The following is a 16,672-nucleotide window of genomic DNA, read 5'->3' on the forward strand; positions in this document are numbered from 1 at the left end:
ATAAAACTATACAGGGCTGAGCTTCAATAAATATTTGTAATCGTCAGCCCTGAACTGTTGCATCGGTCATTTGCCAACATTTATTTCATATATAACAATAAGAAATTTCTATTTTTATTTTCCAGGAAGCGGCTGTAAACCTATGAAGCATAAAAAACACGCCGCGAGCATGAACTGAAGTTGGGGCTTTTACGAATAGAGATCTAGGGTAAATGTCTTAATCTCCTCTCCACAGCCAGGAGGTGCTTTGAAAGCGTCCCAAAAGAGCTGGAAACAGAAATACCACCAAATGGAGAGAATTCCTATGTCCATGAAGTTCAAGGCAGTCGCCGCAGCCGTCGGCATTGCGCTGAGCGCGCTCACCTTCAATGCGATCGGCTGCTCGACCGTCATCGTCGGCAAGGACGCGAGCAAGACGGGCACGATCATCATCGGCCATAACGAGGACAACGGCGGCCGCATTCTGAACCCGCAGTACTGGGTGCCGCCCCAGGACCATGCGGATGGGGAAATGATCAAGTTCGAGCCCGCCGCCGCATCAATCCCGCAGGTGAAGCACACCTTCGGCTTCTATTGGTCGCAGACCTTCGACCCGAACGGCGCCTCCTTCTCGGACGGCTTCGTCAATGAAAACGGCGTCGTGATCGTGACCAACGCCTGCACGGGCATCTACGAGGACGACGTCATGCCGACCAAGGACGGCGGCATCGGCTACGGCATCCGCCGCCTGATGGCCGAGCGCGCTACGAACGCCCGCCACGCCATCGACATCGCGATCGATCTTCTCGGGAAGTACGGCTACTTCTCAGAGGGCCGCACCTACACGGTCGCCGACAGCAAGGAAGCCTGGCAGATCGCCATTCATCAGGGCAACACCTGGGTCGCGCGCCGCGTGAAGGACAATGAGGTCGTCTATATCCCGAACAATTTCATGATGAATCACGTCGATGCCACCGATACGGAAAACGTCATCGTGGCGCCCGGCATGATTGAGCGCGCGATCAAGAACGGCCGCTACAAGCCCGCCGTTCCCGGGGTCTACAACGACTTCAACTTCCGCGTGGCCGTCGCGCCCGCAGAGCGCCGCGCTGCGGGCTACAACCTTTCGCGAAACAACCTCGCGTGGAAGAAGCTGATCGGCCAGGACATCACGGATCCGGAAAAGTTCCCGTACAGCACGACTCAGGCGAAGAAGATGGGCGTCGAGGAGGTCGAGGATCTCCTTCGCACGCATGAGCCGCAGATCGGCGACGATCCGGGCTGGTACCACCATCAGGGAATCGGCCTCTGCCGCCCGACCACGCATGAGTCCGGCGTCTACGTGCTCGATAAGAACCCGCTTCTCATCACGGGCTACCGCACGATGGCGCGCCCCTGTGAAACGCCTTACGTGCCGTTCTTCCCGCTCGCAGCGCCTGCGAAGGCGGCCGCCTTCATGAGCTGGGATAAGGCGACGGCGGAGCACTTCAAAGGCACGCCGGAGCTCTTCAGCTTTGACCCCGACTGGCAGTCCTTCCGCTTCGTCGAGCTCGCGAACATCGTCGACTACAACCGCGATGCCTTTAAGGACAACACGAAGTTCGTGAACGGCCTCGAGAAGGCCTGGATGAAGGATGCGGCCCAAGCGAAGGCTCAGGCCGCGGCGCTCGCAGGGTTCTCCGAAGAAAAGGCCCGCGCCTATCTCCACGCCTTCAATGTCGAAGCCTTCGACAAGGCCCAGTATGCGGTCGGAGAGGAGGCGAGAAAGCTCATGCCGCACGAAGTCGCGGTGCTTGCCGACACGATCAATCCGAAGTCCGAGAAGACGGTCGACGTGGTGCTCTATTCGGACGCGAAGCTTGACGCCTCGAAGATCGACCTCTCGCGCACGCACGCGGGCGTCGGACGCTCCTCGATCGGCACCACGGGCGTTGTGAGCGCGCTCGCGAAGCCCGTGAAGCATGAGGTTAAGGACATGAACGGCGACGGCCGGAAGGACATGGTCCTCACCTTCAAGGCCAGCGAGATCGCGAAGAACATGATTCCGGGCGCGACCTACGACATCTGGCTCTACACGATGGATGGGAAGAAGCGCGTTGCGGGCTTCGACACTGCCCTCATTGAGCCTGACGGCTACAAGCCCGTGAAGGCGAAGAGCGAGACGCACGACCGTTGATCGCGTTCAGAGATCGCTTGAAAGGAACCGGCCTCAAACCCGGCATCGGATGAGGCTGCTTCCTGAAAACCAAAAGAAGAGAAGCGCCGCAGGAATGAGAACCTGCGGCGCTTCTCTTGCGTTTTATTGACGGGAGGGAATCAGGCTTTCCTGGCAGCAGCCTTGGTGAGCCCCGAGAGCGAGAAGCTGCCCGCGCCCGTGAAGAAGAGCGTCGCGAAGCCGAAGAGATAGAGAAGCGGCATTTCGCGCGCGCCGAAGTCCTTTCCGGCTAGCACCACGAAGGAAATCGTGAGGAAGGTGCAGATGAGCGGAATGAGTGCGGCGCGCGTCCAGAGACCGATGAGGACGAAGATCGAGCAGACGACCTCGGCGAAGATGGCAAGCAGAAGCGCCGTCAGATGACCGGTTCCGAAGGGATCGGGGAAGGAATTGGAGAGCGCCGAGAAATTCTCGATTTTGGCGATGCCGTGCGTGAGGAGGCTCCCTGCCAGCGCGATGCGAAGAAAGAGGAGGCCGAAGGAGGTGGAAAGGGCGGAACTTGTAAAAAGACGGGACATTGCGGATGAACCTTCAAAAATGGGGAAAAGTTCGATAAAGAACGAATGAAGGAATCTTACCCTCTGAATACTGGTAAAAACCCTGAAGTTGCATTTCGAAATGGAAATAGTTATTCCGAATTAAGGAATTTGCTTTAGAGCTCGGTTTCGAGCTGGAGTCTGGGTTCCGCCCGCCCCGGCGCTTCCCCAATGAAAAACGCTCCGGAACCGTTGTCAGGACGATTCCGGAGCGCAAAGCGCAGTTCTGAAGGTTCAGAACATCACATCAGGCTTACTCGCGGTAAGCCTTCAGGATCTGACGGCCGGCGATGTAGATCATGATTTCGTCCGTGCCGCCGCCGATGCGTTCGCAGCGGTCGTCGCGCCAGAGGCGGGAGATGCAAATAGGTGTACGCATCACGCCGCATGAATGATCGAGAGGACCGTGCGGAGGTCGGTCACGGAGATCTGGCCGGGGGCGGAGGCCTTCTGGACGGCGCCGAAGGTGGCGGCGGAACCGAAGACTTCGCCGGCAAGGCGGGAGATGACGCCGGTCTTAGACATCGACATCGTGATGATCGGACGGTCGGCAATCTTCTCGGAAACTTCGAGGGTGGCGGCGAGAACCGTGAGGACGTCGGCCTTGGATTCGGGCATGAGCGCGATCTTGGGCACGTCGGCGCCGAGTTCCTGCATCTTCGTGAGGCGCCTGACGATTTCTTCCTTCGCCGGGGTCTTGTGGAAGTCGTGGTTCGACATGATGACCTTCACGCCCTTCGCATGCGCGCGGGCGATGGCCTGGGAGACGAGGGCGTCGCCCGTGAAGAGCTCGAGGTCGATCGCGTCGACGAGGCCGCTTTCAGCCATGGCGATGTTGAGCGCAATGTAGGCTTCGGGAGCTAGTTCCTCTTCGCCGCCTTCCTTCTTGCTGCGGAACGTGAAGAGGATGGGCTTGTCGGGGAAGACCGCGCGGAGTTCGCGCAGGGCGTCAAGCGCCTGAGCCGTGTCGGCGATGGCCGTGAAGTGGTCGCCGCGCCATTCGAGGATGTCGAAGTCGGCGGAGCGGTAGGCGAGGGCTTCGCTCTTGACGGCGGCAAGGTCCTTCGCCATCAGGGAGACGATGATCTTCGGGGCGCCTTCGCCCAGGGTAACATTTTTAATCTGAACAGTCTGCATTTCTGAATCCGGAGAGAGGAGGAACAAGAATACGGTGCTTTTCGGGGATCCGTGCTCCCCGCCCGGCGGAGCTGTTGAATCAGTTGTCAGGCGAAAAGGAGCGGATTACGTTATTTCATGCGGCATCACGGAAGCGAAGTTCGCGCTCACGACGACCTCGGAGAGCCTCAATCAGATCGCCTGGAAGGTGGGCTACGAGAATACCTATCACTTCTCGAAGCTTTTCCTGAGGCACGTCGGCTGTTCGCCCACGGAGTACCGGAAGAAGTTCAACCACCAGCACGACGAGGACGGGTCGAAGGAGGAATAAGCGGCCGGAGAAGGCCGCAATGGCGCGGTTCTCCGGGAAATCTTGAGTCGCGGGGGCGCATGGCGGCGGCTTCCCGGTGATATCCTCGCTGATCTCGTCAGAACTTCCCTCCAGGAACCGCAACCCATGACCTCTACTCCGCAATACGGCACTACATGGTGGGGCCGCCGCTGGCTCGACGCGCTTCAGGCGGTCGACTACGAAAACAGAATTCCGCGCGGTCTCGCCTATGCCGCTGAAGGAAAGGTTCAGTCGCTTAAGATCGACCCGGAGGCGCACGCCGTCAAGGCCCGCGTAGCGGGGAATTTCGACCCCTTCTACGCCGTGAAGCTCACGCTGCCGGCGATTGCCGAAGAGGATGTTTCCCGCCTCATCGACGAGATGGCAGAGTCGCCGCTCATTGTCGCCCGCCTCGCGGCGCGAGAGCTTGCGCCTGAGATTTCCGAAATCTGCGAGCGCCTCGGGATAAAGATTTTCCCGGAAAGCTGGAGCGACCTCGGCATGAGCTGCAGCTGTCCGGACTGGGCGGTTCCCTGCAAGCATATTGCGGCAGTGATTTACAAGCTTTCAGAAGAGATCGATGCAAATCCCTTCGTGCTCTTTCAGATGCGCGGGATCGACCTCGTCGCGGAGATGGAAAAGCGGGGCGTGCAGATCACGCGGGCCGTGCGCACCGAGATGCCGCAGTGGTCGGATCTCATTGCCGCCGGCGGCCGCGTGCCGGAAGATGATCCTTCCGGGAAGTGGCTCGAAAACCTCGAAGCGCTGACTTTCAAGCCGATCGACGAAAAGCGTCAGGCGATTCTCGGCCTCCTTTCCGAAACGCCCGCGGGCTATGCCTACGGGAATCTGAGGGGTGTCGCAAACGGCGTTCTTGAAGAGGCGGCAGCCCTTGCGAAGGAGCAGATGTCGGCTTCGATCGTACGTACGATCCCCGAATACGATGAATCGCGGCCTCTCATCAGTCTCAATACCTGGGGGCAGGCGATGGTCGATGCGTCGCTCGTCTGGAGCGAAAAGGCGGAAACCGGAGAAAACCTGATCGTGCGTCTCCCGGGCGGCCCGGATGCGGCGCCGCGGGGACTTCACGAAATCTTCTCGGGGCATCTCACGACCCGAATGTTCTCCGAATCGCCAAGGGAACTTGAAGCTCTCTACGACGCCTGGCTCATTGCCTGCCGGCTCGTTCAGAAGGGCGCGGTCATGCCGCAAATTTACGAGCCGATCGAGGATTTCTTCCTTGCGCGCTGGATTCCGGCAGTGCTCATCCCCGAGGTGCGCAGAATTACTGAGGGCGTGGGCGAGGCGTTCGCGCATGTGGGCTCCGATTTTCTGAGGATTTCGGGCGTTCGCGGGCCCGTCGAGCCGCTCCTTCTCGGGGAACTCGTGCTCGGCCTCTTCATCGGGAGCTTCGTGAAGAAGGCCGCAGAAAACCGCTCCGCGGATGCCGACTGGGTGGATGCCGCCGTGCACCGCGCGCTCTTTTCCGGGAAGCCCGTCGACACGAGCGAAGACCCGGAAGCGAAGGCCATGGGCTTGAGGCTCGAAAGCTGGACGGCGCCTCTTTATGTGGAGGAATTTGCCGCGGCCGAACCGATCCTCGTCGTCCATGATCTCTGGACGCTCATGGAAGATCGAGCGGATGAAGCGGGGCTTCTTGCAAAGAAGAAGCGCGTCTCCAGGGAGGCGCTTGAAGTCCGTCCGGCGCGGGAATTCGAGGTTGGAGCCGATAAGTCGCGCCCGCCGAGGCAAAGGGGCGAAGTCGAGGATGACGGCATTCAGGACGACGAGGAGGAATGCCATTCGCTTCCCGATTTTGCAAAGCCCGGAACCGACGACTTCGACGAGGAGAAAATAAAGGCCATGCCGATCGGCATGGAGCTCATGTTCCGTACGGAAGCGCCTCAGGAAGGGGGTGCAGAGCATAGTCCGCAGCGGACCTCGCGCATCGGAACCGTGCCGCTCAGGACTATTCTCGAGGACCGGCGCTTCCGGCCCGTGCGCTTTGACTGCCTGAGGACGGTCTCGCGGCTTTCAAGCTACTGCCCGGAGCTCGCCGACATTCTGAAGAGCAACGATTCAGCGCGCGCGATGACGCTCGAGGAAGCGACGACGCTTCTTGCCGACTCGATTCCGAAGCTCGAGATGCTCGGCGTCTCGGTGACGCTCCCGAGAAAGCTGAGGAACCTTCTTTTCCCGAAGCCTGAGATGGACATTGATCTCAGCGAGGAATGGACGGGCGGATTCCTTCATCTCAGGGATCTCCTCAGCTGGCGCTGGCAGGTGGCAATCGGCGACGAAGTCGTCTCGCTCGACGAGTTTACTGAGCTCTGCAAGAATGCCGGCCGCATCGTGCGCTTCCGCGACCGCTACATGATGGTGTCGGACGATGATGTGCGTTCAATCCGCCAGCGGCTCGCTGAACGCTCGCAGGTGACGAAGGCGTCGGTGCTGAGGGCAGCGCTCTCGGGCGACATGGAGGGCGCGGGCGTGAGGCTCTCCGACTCCGTGAAGTCGGCGTTGAAGTCTCTCACGGCCGATGAGGCCTGCGAGGCGCCCGAAAAGCTCAATGCGACGCTTCGCCCCTACCAGGAGCGCGGCTACCGCTGGATGCTCAAAAACCTGCGCGTGGGCATGGGCTCCATCATTGCCGACGACATGGGCATGGGCAAAACCCTTCAGGTGATTTCCGTGCTCGAGCGCCTGCGCGAGGACGGCGAGCTGAAGGAGAAGAAGGCGCTGGTGGTCGTCCCGACGACGCTGCTCACGAACTGGATCCGCGAGGCAGCGCGGTTTGCGCCGGAGCTCGAGGTGAGTCTTTTCTACGGCACGGGAAGAAATCTCTCGGCCTGCACGGGCCACGTGATTCTCACGACCTACGGGACGCTTCGCACGTCGCAGGAGGAACTTCGCAGAATTCCGCTTCGCGTCATGGTGATCGACGAGGCGCAGGCCATCAAGAACTACCGCACGAACGCCTTCAAGGCCGTGAAGAGCATGAATCCCGACGGCTTCATCGCCATGTCGGGCACGCCCGTGGAAAACAGCCTCATGGAATACTGGTCCGTGATGGAGGCGGCAAATCCGGGGCTCCTGGGAACGGCGACGAGCTTCAAGGACGAGTTCGCGCTTCCCATTGAGAACGATCACAGCTACGAGGTGGCTGAGCGCTTCAAGCGCGTGACGGCGCCCTTCATCATGCGCCGCATGAAGACCGACAAGTCGATCATCAGCGACCTGCCGGAGAAGATCACGACGGACGAATTCTGCCGTCTCACGAAGGCGCAGGCGGCGCTCTACCGCGCCGTCGTCAGAAAGAACATGAAGATCGTCGAGCTCGCCGACAACGCGTTCGTCCGCCGCGCCCTCGTTCTGCAGCTGGTGCTCCAGTTGAAGCAGATCTGCAACTCTCCCGCTCAGTTCGAACCCACTGCCGCGAATCTCGATCCGATGGCTTCAGGGAAGATGCGCCGTCTCTTCGAGATCCTCGACGAAATGCAGGCTGCGGGCCGCAAAGTCCTCATCTTTACGCAGTTCGTTCAGATGGGGAATCTCCTCGTGGACTGGATCGCTGAGAGGACGGGAAAGAAGCCTCAGTTCCTCTACGGCGGCCTCTCGCCGGCCCGACGGCAGGAAATGGTCGACCGCTTCCAGAACCGGCGCGACGAGAACATCATGATTCTCTCGCTCAAGGCTGCAGGCACCGGCCTCAACCTTACGGCCGCATCCGCCGTCGTGCACTACGACCTCTGGTGGAATCCGGCGGTTGAAAGCCAGGCAACCGACCGCGCCTACCGCATCGGGCAGACTTCAAACGTCAACGTCTACCGCTTCATCTGCGCCAATACTTTCGAAGAGAAGATCAACGAGATGATTGAAAAGAAGAAGCTCATTGCGGAAATGACGGTGTCGACAGGCGAAAACTGGATCGGCGACCTCACAAACCGCGAGCTCGAGGAAGTCTTCAGCCTCTCGGACGACGCAGCCCAGTAAAAGAGATCCCAGAAAGCGGCGGGCCTTTTCCCCATCAGGTCGGAACGGGCCCGTCCGCCCTCACAAAACGGCATTTTCGACCTCTGTCCGGACGCCCATTTGCATCTATCATTCGGCTGCGGAGCGAAAAAAGAGACTTCAAGTCCGCTTCGACCGCAGATCCCAGGAAAAACCGCTCTCCGTCCTCCGGCGGACGGCGGATCTCAATCATTCACTTACGAGACCCCGAATGACCAAGACGAAATTCTCCGGCACCCAGACCGAAAAGAACCTTGAAGCCGCCTTTGCCGGCGAGTCCATGGCCCGCAACAAGTACACGTACTTTGCAGCGGTCGCCCGCAAGGAAGGCTTCCAGCAGATCGCCGAGATCTTTGAGGAAACGGCGGAAAACGAGAAGCAGCACGCGAAGCTCTGGTTCAAGCACCTGAACGACGGCGTCGGCACCACGACTGAAAACCTGAAGGCCGCGGCGGAGGGCGAAAACTACGAGTGGACCGACATGTACGAGACCTTTGCGAAACAGGCCGAGGCCGACGGCTTCCCCGCGCTCGCCTACCAGTTCCGTGCGGTGGGCGCGATCGAAAAGGCCCACGAGGCGCGGTTCCTGAAGCTCTTGAAGAACATCGAGATGCAGCAGGTCTTCGAGAAGAGCGAGGAAGTGATGTGGCAGTGCCGCGTCTGCGGCCACCTCGTGATGGGCAAAAAGGCGCCTGAAGTCTGCCCGGTCTGCGCGCATCCGCAGTCCTATCAGCAGGTTCGCGCGGAAAACTATTAATCCGCTCTAAAGCTGAGCGCGGAACTACTCCGGCGGGCGAAGGCGATTCCTTTTCGTCTCGCCGCCCGCCGGCGGCCGCGAAGTCGAATTCCCGGGAAATATCTCAGACGATTCCTGAAGTGATTTTGCTATAAATAGAATTTGATTCCGTGTTCGAGCGGGCTGGAGTCCGCGCCGCAGCGTTCCTTCGAAGGATTTTTTTTAGAAATGCATCAGAGAGCCATTCTTTCCCTTGCCGCCCGCATTCATGAAGAAGGACGCAGGAATCTCCTTCAGCGCATGAAGGCTGAAGGGCTCGATGAGCTGACGACGAGCTGCGGCGACATCTTCATGGTGCTCTTTGCCGAGGAAGGCCAGAGCCTCACGGCGATCGCCCAGAAAATCCGCCGCACGAAGTCGACGACGAGCGTCATGATGGATCGCCTCGAGAAGCAGGGCTACATCGTGAAGCAGGTTTCTCCCGACGATGCCCGGGCGAGCGTCATCTGCCTCACGCCCAGGGGCAGGGCGCTCAGGCCCATGATGATGGAGATTTCCGAGAAGCTCACGGCAGACATCTGCGCCGGCCTCACGGATGAGGAAGCCGACGCGCTCGAGAAGCTCCTAAGCAAATGCGCTTGCGGCATGCGCACGGCCGCAGATTAGCCTTCCTTCAGGGAGAGCATGAACGTTCCCTGAGGATCGATCTCGGGGAGGTATCGGCGGTAGGTTGCGACGAGCGCCGACTCCGGTTCGACATCCTTAAAGGCTTCCGGGTAGAAGACTTTGGCGAGGTATTGCGTGAAGCGCCAGTCCACGATGGAGCGGAGGCTCCCGTGGTCGACCCCATAGAATTCATTGTTCTTCACGGCCGGCAGGTTCTGCCAGAGCGGGCGGTCCCTGAAGCCCTGGAGGCGCTTGAGCGCATCCGGGCGCTCCACTGTAAAGCCCATCCGCATCTGGTCGGCATGGTCGTTTCCCCAGATGCTGCCGCCGATGATGACGACTTCCGGGGCTCTTGAGATCACGAATTCCCGCGTGAGTGCGCCGTAGGGCTCCGCACTCTTCTCGGAAATGCTCCCCGCTTCAATGCGTTTCAGAATGGCGCCCCAGAGAATGCCGGCGTTGTAGGAATTGCCGTACTGTCCGGGCCCGAGGTTCCCGAGCTCCATGTAGCAGGTGCGGTGCTTTGCGCTCAAGGGGAGCGCGCGGATGCGCCGGTCGATTTCGGAGAGCCCCTCGATGCATTCGCGCGTGAGGGCATCCGCCGCGTCGTCCCTCCCGAGGAGGCGTCCGAGGATCCGTGTGGAAAGCACGTGGTTCTCAGGCTTCATCGCGTGATAGTCGATCACGATCACGCGGATCCCTGCGCGTTCAAGAAGGTTGACGCGCTGGCTGTTGGCGGCAAACTGCGTGCGGCCGATGAGAAGGACTTCGGGCTTGAGCGACAGAATCCGCTCTGTATTGAGGATGTCGTCGTGGTATCCCCCGATCGAGGGAATCTGCGTGATTCCGGGGAATGCCTTCGTGAAGACGCGGTATTCGCCCGTGCGGGTGCTCTCCCAGTGGTCCTGCGTGAGGCCGACCACTTTCTCAAGCGCGCCGCTTCCCCCCACAAGCAGGTAGTTGGCGATGTAGTTGGCGACGATGATGCGCTTTGGCATCTCACGGATCGTCACCCTGCGGCCCTCGACGTCCGTGAAGACGAGGGGCCAGGTCCCGGCAGGCGGGAAGTCGGGGAGCCGGGCTTCCGCCCCATGGGCGAAGGGAATGAGGCCGAGCGCGGCGAGGGCGCCGGAAAACTGAAGAACGGTGCGGCGGGAGATCATGGGAAGGCCTCGTGAAGAGAAGAAAAAAGGGTGATGAAATTCAGAAGGGCTTCCTGGCAAGCACCATGAAGTCGCGGATGAGCGCGGATTCCTTACCCGTCTTCGGATCCGTCACTTTGACGAGGACGGGTTCGAAAACGGTCACGTCGGTAAAGCCGCATTCAAGGAGCGCTTCGACATCCCAGCCCGGACGATCCTGATGCGTGAGGGGGAGCCCTCCGGCAATCCGCTCCATCGGGCTCGTGTCGACGCCGAGCATGAATTTCTCGCTGTGGCCGTAGGGAACGGCTTCCGTCTCGTGGAGCCGCGCAAAGGCGTCGTCCTCGAGATACCGGTAGTGATTGCCGTCGGCGTAGAAAAGCTCTCCGCCGGGCCTGAGCGCCCGGAACCAGTCCTTCAACGCCCGGAGAGGATCAGGGAGATTCCAGATGACGTTCCGGGACAGAATGGCGTCGAGCGACCCGTCAGGAACGGGAAGCGCCGCGGCATCAGCTTCAATGAAATCAACTGCGAGGCCGAGGGCCGCGGCATTCTTTCTCGCTTCATCGAGCATCCCGGGAGAAGCGTCGAAGCCGACGGCCTGCCAGCCCGCTCTGGCCGCGGCGAGCGCGAGAAATCCCGGTCCGCACCCGGCGTCGGCGACCTTCGCCGAGGGCGGAAGGGCGAGAAGGCGCGTGAGGCGATCAACCCAGCGGTCGCCCTCGCCGGAATCAAATTCATCGATCGTGCGCAGGCTGTAGCCTTCGGCGCGCGTGTCCCAGTAGCCCGAGATGCGAGAGGGGAGGGAGGAGGTTGGAGTCATGGAGTGCTTTTGGATGTGAATCGGGAAAAGAGAAATCAGGAATGGGCGTGGTCGTGATGGTGGTGGCCCGTGTCGACGTCGAGGGGCTTCTCGGGAATAACGACGACGCGTCCGCCCGAAGTCCGCTCCACTGCCGCCTCAACGCGGTAGACCACCGAAAGCTCGTCGGGCGTGAGCACCTTTTCGGGCGTGTCGTAGCGGCGAACGGTGCCGTCGGCGAGCATGAGAAGCCGCGTGGAAAAGCGCGACGCGAGCATGAGGTCGTGGACGACCGCGAGCGCGATGGAGCCGGTCCTCTCCGCGTAGGCGCGGGCGGCCTCCATCACGATCAGCTGATGCCTCAGGTCAAGCGCGCTCGTGGGTTCGTCGAGAAGCAGCACCCGAGGACGGGAGATGAAGGCCTGCGCCATGAAGACGAGCTGCTTTTGCCCCCCGGAGAGCGACGCAACGGGAAGGTCCGCGAGATGGCTGATCTGCATGGCATGAAGCGTCTGGTCGACCTGCTCGAAAACGTCCGGCGTAACGCGCCAGGAAAGGCGCCGCCCGAGGCCGAGCATCACCATTTCGAAGACGGAAAGGCGGCTCGCAACCTGCGTGAGCTGCGGGAGGTAGGCAATTGCGCTTTTCGGAAGCACCTTTCCGTTTTCTTCGAGCACCACGTCGCCCGTGCGGGATTCAAGGCCAGCGATGGCCTTCAAAAGCGTCGTTTTCCCGGCGGCGTTGCGCCCGGTGATGGAGACGAGCTCCCCGGCGTCGACGTCGAAGGAAATGTCGTGAAGGATCTTTTTCGGGCCGAATTCAACCCCGAGATTGCGGACCGTGAGCGTGAGCGCCATCAGAAGTCCCTCCGGCTTTTGAGAAGAAGTGCAAGAAGGAAGGGAACCCCTGCAATGGACGTGACGATGCCGATCGGGAGCATCGCGCCCGCGGAGAGCCACTTCGCAATGAGGGAGGAGAGGAGCATGATGAAGCCGCCCGAGAGAATGCTTCCCGGAATGAGCCAGCGCTGATCGTCGCCGAGGAGCAGCTTCGCGCAGTGGGGCGCAACGAGCCCCACGAAGGCGATCGTGCCGATGAAGGAGACGGCGGCGGCAACGAGAAGCGACGAGACCGCAAAAACAAGGATCCTCAGCCGCGCGACGGGGACGCCGAGGCTCTTCGCGCGCTCTTCGCCGACCGAGAGCGTCGTAAGCTGCCAGGCGGCGGGGGCGAGCATCAGGAGCCCCAGAAGGAGCGCCCCGCCCGCCGCGGCGGCCGAGAGCCAGCCGGCGCGCTCAAGGTTTCCGAAGGTCCAGCCGTTGATGAGCTGTGCGGTCTCGGGGGACGCAAGGTAGATGAGGAGCTGCTCGAGCGCGATGAAGAAGAAGTTCATGATGATGCCCGCGAGGATCAGGGTCGAGGGCGTCATCCCGCGCATGCGTCCGAGGGCGAGGATCAGGCCGCAGATGAGGAGCGCGGAGAGGAAGGCGGCGGCAATGGTGCCGGTCCAGAGCTCCCCGGCGATCGTGAACCCGGCAGTGATCGCGAGCGCCGCGCCGAAGCTCGCCCCGGAGGTGATGCCGAGGGTCGAGGGGCTCGCGAGCGCGTTGGCGGTGATGGTCTGAATGGAGAGGCCCGCGAGCGAAAGCGACGCGCCCACGAAGAGCGCCGTCACCGACATGGGAAGCCTCAGTTCCCAGAGAATAAGCGCCTGCGGGTTGTCGGCCGAGGGTCCTGCGAGGAGCGATGCGAGAAGCTCCCGGAGCGGAATGCCTGAGGACCCGGTCGCGAGGTCGAGCGCGAGGAGGAGAAGCGTCGCTGCGGCAATGCCAGTCGTGACGGCAAGGCGGCTTCGCTGGCGCTCGCGGTAATGAATGTGGCAGGACATGGGAGGCGGGTGGAAAAGCGTATGAAGATTTCGAAAATCATCATACGGTCATTCCCGCTCTTCCGCCTCCTCAAAAAGTTGCAGAAAAATGCCTTTTTCAATCAAGGCGTGCGGCGTAGTCCTTTTGGAACTTGTCTGATTCTTCCGGACGACCGCGTCAGAGGAGTCCCCGGCCGCGCGAGGCCCGGACGCGTTTGAGGAAGTTTTCGAACTGCTCCATCCCCTTTTCGGAGAGCACCGATTCCGGGTGGTACTGCACGCCTTCAATCGGGAGCGTCCGGTGGCGGATTCCCATGATTTCGCCGTCGTCCGCCGCGCGGGCGGTAATTTCAAGCTCAGCGGGAAGCGTCTCCGGGTCGAGCGCGAGCGAATGGTAGCGGATGACGGAGAGTCTTTCGGGGAGTCCCTCGAAGATGCCGCGGCCGTCCGTCGTGATTTCAGAGGCTTTGCCGTGCATCACGCGCTTCGCGTGAATGACCTTCATTCCGAACACCTCTCCGATCGCCTGGTGGCCGAGGCAGACGCCGAGCATCGGGATCTTTTCGCGGGCGCCCGCCCGGATGAGGTCCGTGAGAATTCCGGCTTCCGAAGGCTTCCCCGGGCCGGGAGAGAGGACGAGCGCATCGGCGCCGAGTCCGAGCACCTCCTCCGGGGTCGTGCGGTTGTTGCGGAAGGTGAGCACCTCGGCCCCGAGCATCTGCAGGTACTGCACGATGTTGTAGGTGAAGGAGTCGTAGTTGTCGAGCATGACGAGCTTCATGATTTCTTTTTCCCCTGTTGTTTGGCGTCGTTCCTGTGCGGCTCAGAGCGCGAGGCCGCGGGCGGCGAGTTCGATCGCCTTCATCATGGCGGCGGCTTTATTACACGTTTCGAGGTATTCCATATGCGGGACGGAATCGTGCACGATGCCCGCTCCCGACTGAATTTCCATGCGGCGGCCGTCGAGCACGATCGTGCGGATGGTGATCGCGAGATCCATGGCGCCGTCGTAGCCGAAGTAGCCCGCCGCCCCGCCGTACATCCCGCGGGGCGAGGGTTCGAGCTCATGGATGATTTCCATCGCGCGCACCTTCGGAGCTCCGGAGAGCGTGCCCGCCGGGAAGGCGCTCCGCACGAGGTCGAAGGCGTCCCTGCCTTCCCCGAGCTCTCCTTCAACCGTACTCACGATGTGCATGACGTGGGAGAAGCGCTGAATCGACATGAAGTCGGAGACCTTCACGGTGCCTGGGGCGGCGATCCGCCCGAGGTCGTTGCGGGCGAGATCGACGAGCATCAGATGTTCGGCGCGCTCCTTCGGGTCGGCAAGGAGCGACTTTTCAAGTTCGGCGTCCTCCGCCGGCGTCTTCCCTCTCGGACGCGTGCCGGCAATGGGGCGCAGAAGCGCCTTCCCGCCCGCTTCCGTCCGGCAGAGCGTTTCGGGCGACGAGGAAATGAGGATGAGCTTTCCCATCTTCATGAAGAACGTGTAGGGCGAGGGATTGATGAGCCTCAGCGCCCGGTAGAGCGTGAGCGGGGGAATGTCCGTTTCGCCCGAGAATTTCTGCGAGAGCACGACCTGGATGATGTTTCCCTCGCGGATGTGCGCCCGGGCTTTTTCAACCATTTGGGTAAAGGAGCTTTCCGTGCAGTTGGAGCGGAGCTCCGGAACGGGGTGCGTCTCTGCCGCAGTCTGGAAGGCGGGCCGGGCGAGCTTTTCCTTCATGACCCGAACGCGGCGCACGCCTTCGTCGTATGCGGCGCGAAGCGTCTCGAATTCATCCGTTCTGACAGCCGCTGAGAGCATCAGCGTATGGCGGAAGTTGTCGAAGATGATGAGGTCGTCCGCGATCATGAAGGAGGACGTGGGTCCCCGGAGGCCGGGCTTGGGCGCAGGGAGATTTTCGAATTCGCCGACGGCCTCGTAGCCGATCGCGCCCACGGCGCCGCCGATGAAGGCGGGCATGTCGGGGGGAAGCGCTGGTTTGAGGCCCTTCATGAGTGTCCTGAGCGCCATGAGGGGGCCTTCGGGCGCGGCGAGTTCGCGCTTCTTTCCTTCCGCTGGGGCGTAGTAGGCTTTCCCATTCTCCACGGTGAAGACGCCTCTCGGATTGAGGCCGATGAAGGAGTAGCGCCCGAAGCGCTCGCCCGCCTCGACGGATTCGAGAAGAAAGACGTTTTCGTCCTCCTGAAGGCGCGCGAGGACGGTGACCGGGGTCTCCATGTCTGCGGCGAGTTTTTCGGTGACGGGGATGAGGTTGCCCTTCTGGGCAAGGTCGGCAAATTCCTGGAAGGTCAGCATGGCGGATTCGACTCCGGGCGGAAGGAAAACAAAGATTCGGGACGAAAAAAAAGCGGACCGGAAGCCGTTGGCCTCTGGTCCGCTTTCAGGGCAAGGACTTTGACGAAAAGTCCTCTTGGGTTCAAGCGTTCGTCATGCTTTCCTCTGATGGAGCACTCTCAGACAGCAGAGCGCCTCGTCGGATTGATTCCCGGAATGCATGCACGCGAACGCAGGCAGCGGACCAAAGGACCGACGCCAGCGCCACGAGGCATTGAGAATCGAGACGAGGAAAAGCATGAGGATGAACGAAAAAAAGAATGTATTGGGGAATAGCTTGGCAGATGAAAGGGGTTTCTGCGCAGGCACAATCGCCCGATTGAATTGATGCATATCAATATTTAAAGCTCTCCTGACCGTCTGCAATGACTCCCGGGTACGGTGCCGTCGATCCGCCCGCCGCATCCCCGGTGCGCTGCCTGAGGACGCTTCGCCGCGGAGTCTGTGCCAATCGGGACGATAGAATCGTTTTTTTTGAAGCTACGGGATGGCGCGTCATGGAAGGAGCCGAATTCTTTAAATTGCCGCTCGGCCATGCCGACTTTGTGAGGCTGCGCGCAGAAAACTGCATTTATGTCGATAAAACAGAAGCGATCTGCCGCCTTTGTTCGGAAGGCGGCCGGATTTTCATTGCGCGCCCGAGACGGTTCGGAAAGTCGCTCCTCACTTCAACTTTTGATTCCCTGTTCCGCCGCGGGCTGAGGGATTTTCAGGGCCTCGCGATCGAAAAGCTCTGGAAAGAGAAAACGCATGACGTCGTGCATCTCGATTTCTCGGAAGTCTGCGAGTTTGCGCATGCGGAGGATTTTCGCCGCCAGTTTGAAAATCTCCTGATCAGCAGCTTTGCGGCTGCGGGTCTTCCTTGGGAAGACAAGAAAGGGGCATTGGCTAGTCGAATAAAATGTTATCAAACCTCCCATAACGCGCAGAATA

At 60.8% G+C, this 16,672-nt stretch carries 15 protein-coding genes; 6 read left to right on the top strand and 9 right to left on the bottom strand.

Annotated elements, in window-relative coordinates; genetic code table 11:
* Positions 1-304 precede the first annotated feature (304 nt).
* The gene (locus Q0106_RS06055; RefSeq protein ID WP_297610288.1) at positions 305-2,155 is read left to right on the top strand and encodes a C69 family dipeptidase; all 1,851 of its coding nucleotides are present in this window, start codon (positions 305-307) and stop codon (positions 2,153-2,155) included.
* Positions 2,156-2,295: 140 nt separating this feature from the next.
* Here the strand turns inward: Q0106_RS06055 and Q0106_RS06060 are convergent, their stop codons facing one another.
* From Q0106_RS06060 to aroD, 3 genes are all read right to left on the bottom strand, one after another.
* Positions 2,296-2,712 carry a DoxX family protein gene (locus Q0106_RS06060; RefSeq protein ID WP_297610291.1) on the bottom strand — a complete coding sequence of 139 codons (417 nt, stop codon included), beginning with the start codon at positions 2,710-2,712 and terminating at the stop codon, positions 2,296-2,298.
* A gap of 271 nt (positions 2,713-2,983) precedes the next feature.
* Positions 2,984-3,109: an acyl-CoA dehydrogenase family protein gene (locus Q0106_RS06065; protein WP_297610294.1), complete on the bottom strand. Its 126-nt coding sequence runs from the start codon at positions 3,107-3,109 to the stop codon at positions 2,984-2,986.
* The gene (aroD, locus tag Q0106_RS06070) at positions 3,109-3,867 is read right to left on the bottom strand and encodes a type I 3-dehydroquinate dehydratase (protein ID WP_297610297.1); all 759 of its coding nucleotides are present in this window, start codon (positions 3,865-3,867) and stop codon (positions 3,109-3,111) included. Before aroD ends, Q0106_RS06065 begins: the two co-directional genes overlap by 1 nt.
* 34 nt (positions 3,868-3,901) lie before the next feature.
* Between aroD and Q0106_RS06075 the strand changes: the two genes are divergently transcribed.
* The 4 genes from Q0106_RS06075 to Q0106_RS06090 all read left to right on the top strand — a co-directional run bounded on the left by Q0106_RS06075 (position 3,902) and on the right by Q0106_RS06090 (position 9,590).
* Positions 3,902-4,177 carry a helix-turn-helix domain-containing protein gene (locus Q0106_RS06075; protein ID WP_297610300.1) on the top strand — a complete coding sequence of 92 codons (276 nt, stop codon included), beginning with the start codon at positions 3,902-3,904 and terminating at the stop codon, positions 4,175-4,177.
* A gap of 126 nt (positions 4,178-4,303) precedes the next feature.
* Positions 4,304-8,170, top strand: coding sequence for an SNF2-related protein (locus Q0106_RS06080; RefSeq protein WP_297610303.1), 3,867 nt, complete (start codon positions 4,304-4,306; stop codon positions 8,168-8,170).
* A gap of 229 nt (positions 8,171-8,399) precedes the next feature.
* Positions 8,400-8,945, top strand: a complete 546-nt coding sequence (rbr, locus tag Q0106_RS06085; protein ID WP_139686978.1) for a rubrerythrin — start codon at positions 8,400-8,402, stop codon at positions 8,943-8,945.
* Between the two features lie 207 nt (positions 8,946-9,152).
* Entirely contained in the window at positions 9,153-9,590 is a 438-nt protein-coding gene (locus tag Q0106_RS06090; RefSeq protein WP_297610308.1) for a MarR family transcriptional regulator, read from the top strand.
* Here Q0106_RS06090 and Q0106_RS06095 read toward each other — a convergent pair.
* From Q0106_RS06095 to Q0106_RS06120, 6 genes are all read right to left on the bottom strand, one after another.
* Complete coding sequence (locus Q0106_RS06095; protein ID WP_297610310.1) at positions 9,587-10,753, bottom strand: ABC transporter substrate-binding protein; 1,167 nt, start codon at positions 10,751-10,753, stop codon at positions 9,587-9,589. The genes Q0106_RS06090 and Q0106_RS06095 overlap by 4 nt on opposite strands.
* Positions 10,754-10,793: 40 nt before the next feature.
* The gene (locus tag Q0106_RS06100) at positions 10,794-11,555 is read right to left on the bottom strand and encodes a class I SAM-dependent methyltransferase (protein ID WP_297610312.1); all 762 of its coding nucleotides are present in this window, start codon (positions 11,553-11,555) and stop codon (positions 10,794-10,796) included.
* Between the two features lie 35 nt (positions 11,556-11,590).
* Complete coding sequence (locus Q0106_RS06105; protein WP_297610313.1) at positions 11,591-12,391, bottom strand: ABC transporter ATP-binding protein; 801 nt, start codon at positions 12,389-12,391, stop codon at positions 11,591-11,593.
* Positions 12,391-13,422, bottom strand: a complete 1,032-nt coding sequence (locus tag Q0106_RS06110) for an iron ABC transporter permease (RefSeq protein WP_297610314.1) — start codon at positions 13,420-13,422, stop codon at positions 12,391-12,393. Before Q0106_RS06110 ends, Q0106_RS06105 begins: the two co-directional genes overlap by 1 nt.
* Positions 13,423-13,579: 157 nt before the next feature.
* Positions 13,580-14,182, bottom strand: coding sequence for an aminodeoxychorismate/anthranilate synthase component II (locus tag Q0106_RS06115; protein WP_297610316.1), 603 nt, complete (start codon positions 14,180-14,182; stop codon positions 13,580-13,582).
* A gap of 42 nt (positions 14,183-14,224) precedes the next feature.
* Positions 14,225-15,700 carry an anthranilate synthase component I family protein gene (locus Q0106_RS06120; protein WP_297610318.1) on the bottom strand — a complete coding sequence of 492 codons (1,476 nt, stop codon included), beginning with the start codon at positions 15,698-15,700 and terminating at the stop codon, positions 14,225-14,227.
* A gap of 536 nt (positions 15,701-16,236) precedes the next feature.
* On the opposite strand from Q0106_RS06120, the gene Q0106_RS06125 reads away from it, so the two are divergent.
* A partial coding sequence (locus Q0106_RS06125; RefSeq protein WP_297610320.1) for an AAA family ATPase occupies positions 16,237-16,672 on the top strand: 436 nt, incomplete at its 3' end.

The sequence above is a fragment of the uncultured Sutterella sp. genome (assembly GCF_937923675.1).
Lineage (GTDB): Bacteria > Pseudomonadota > Gammaproteobacteria > Burkholderiales > Burkholderiaceae_F > Sutterella.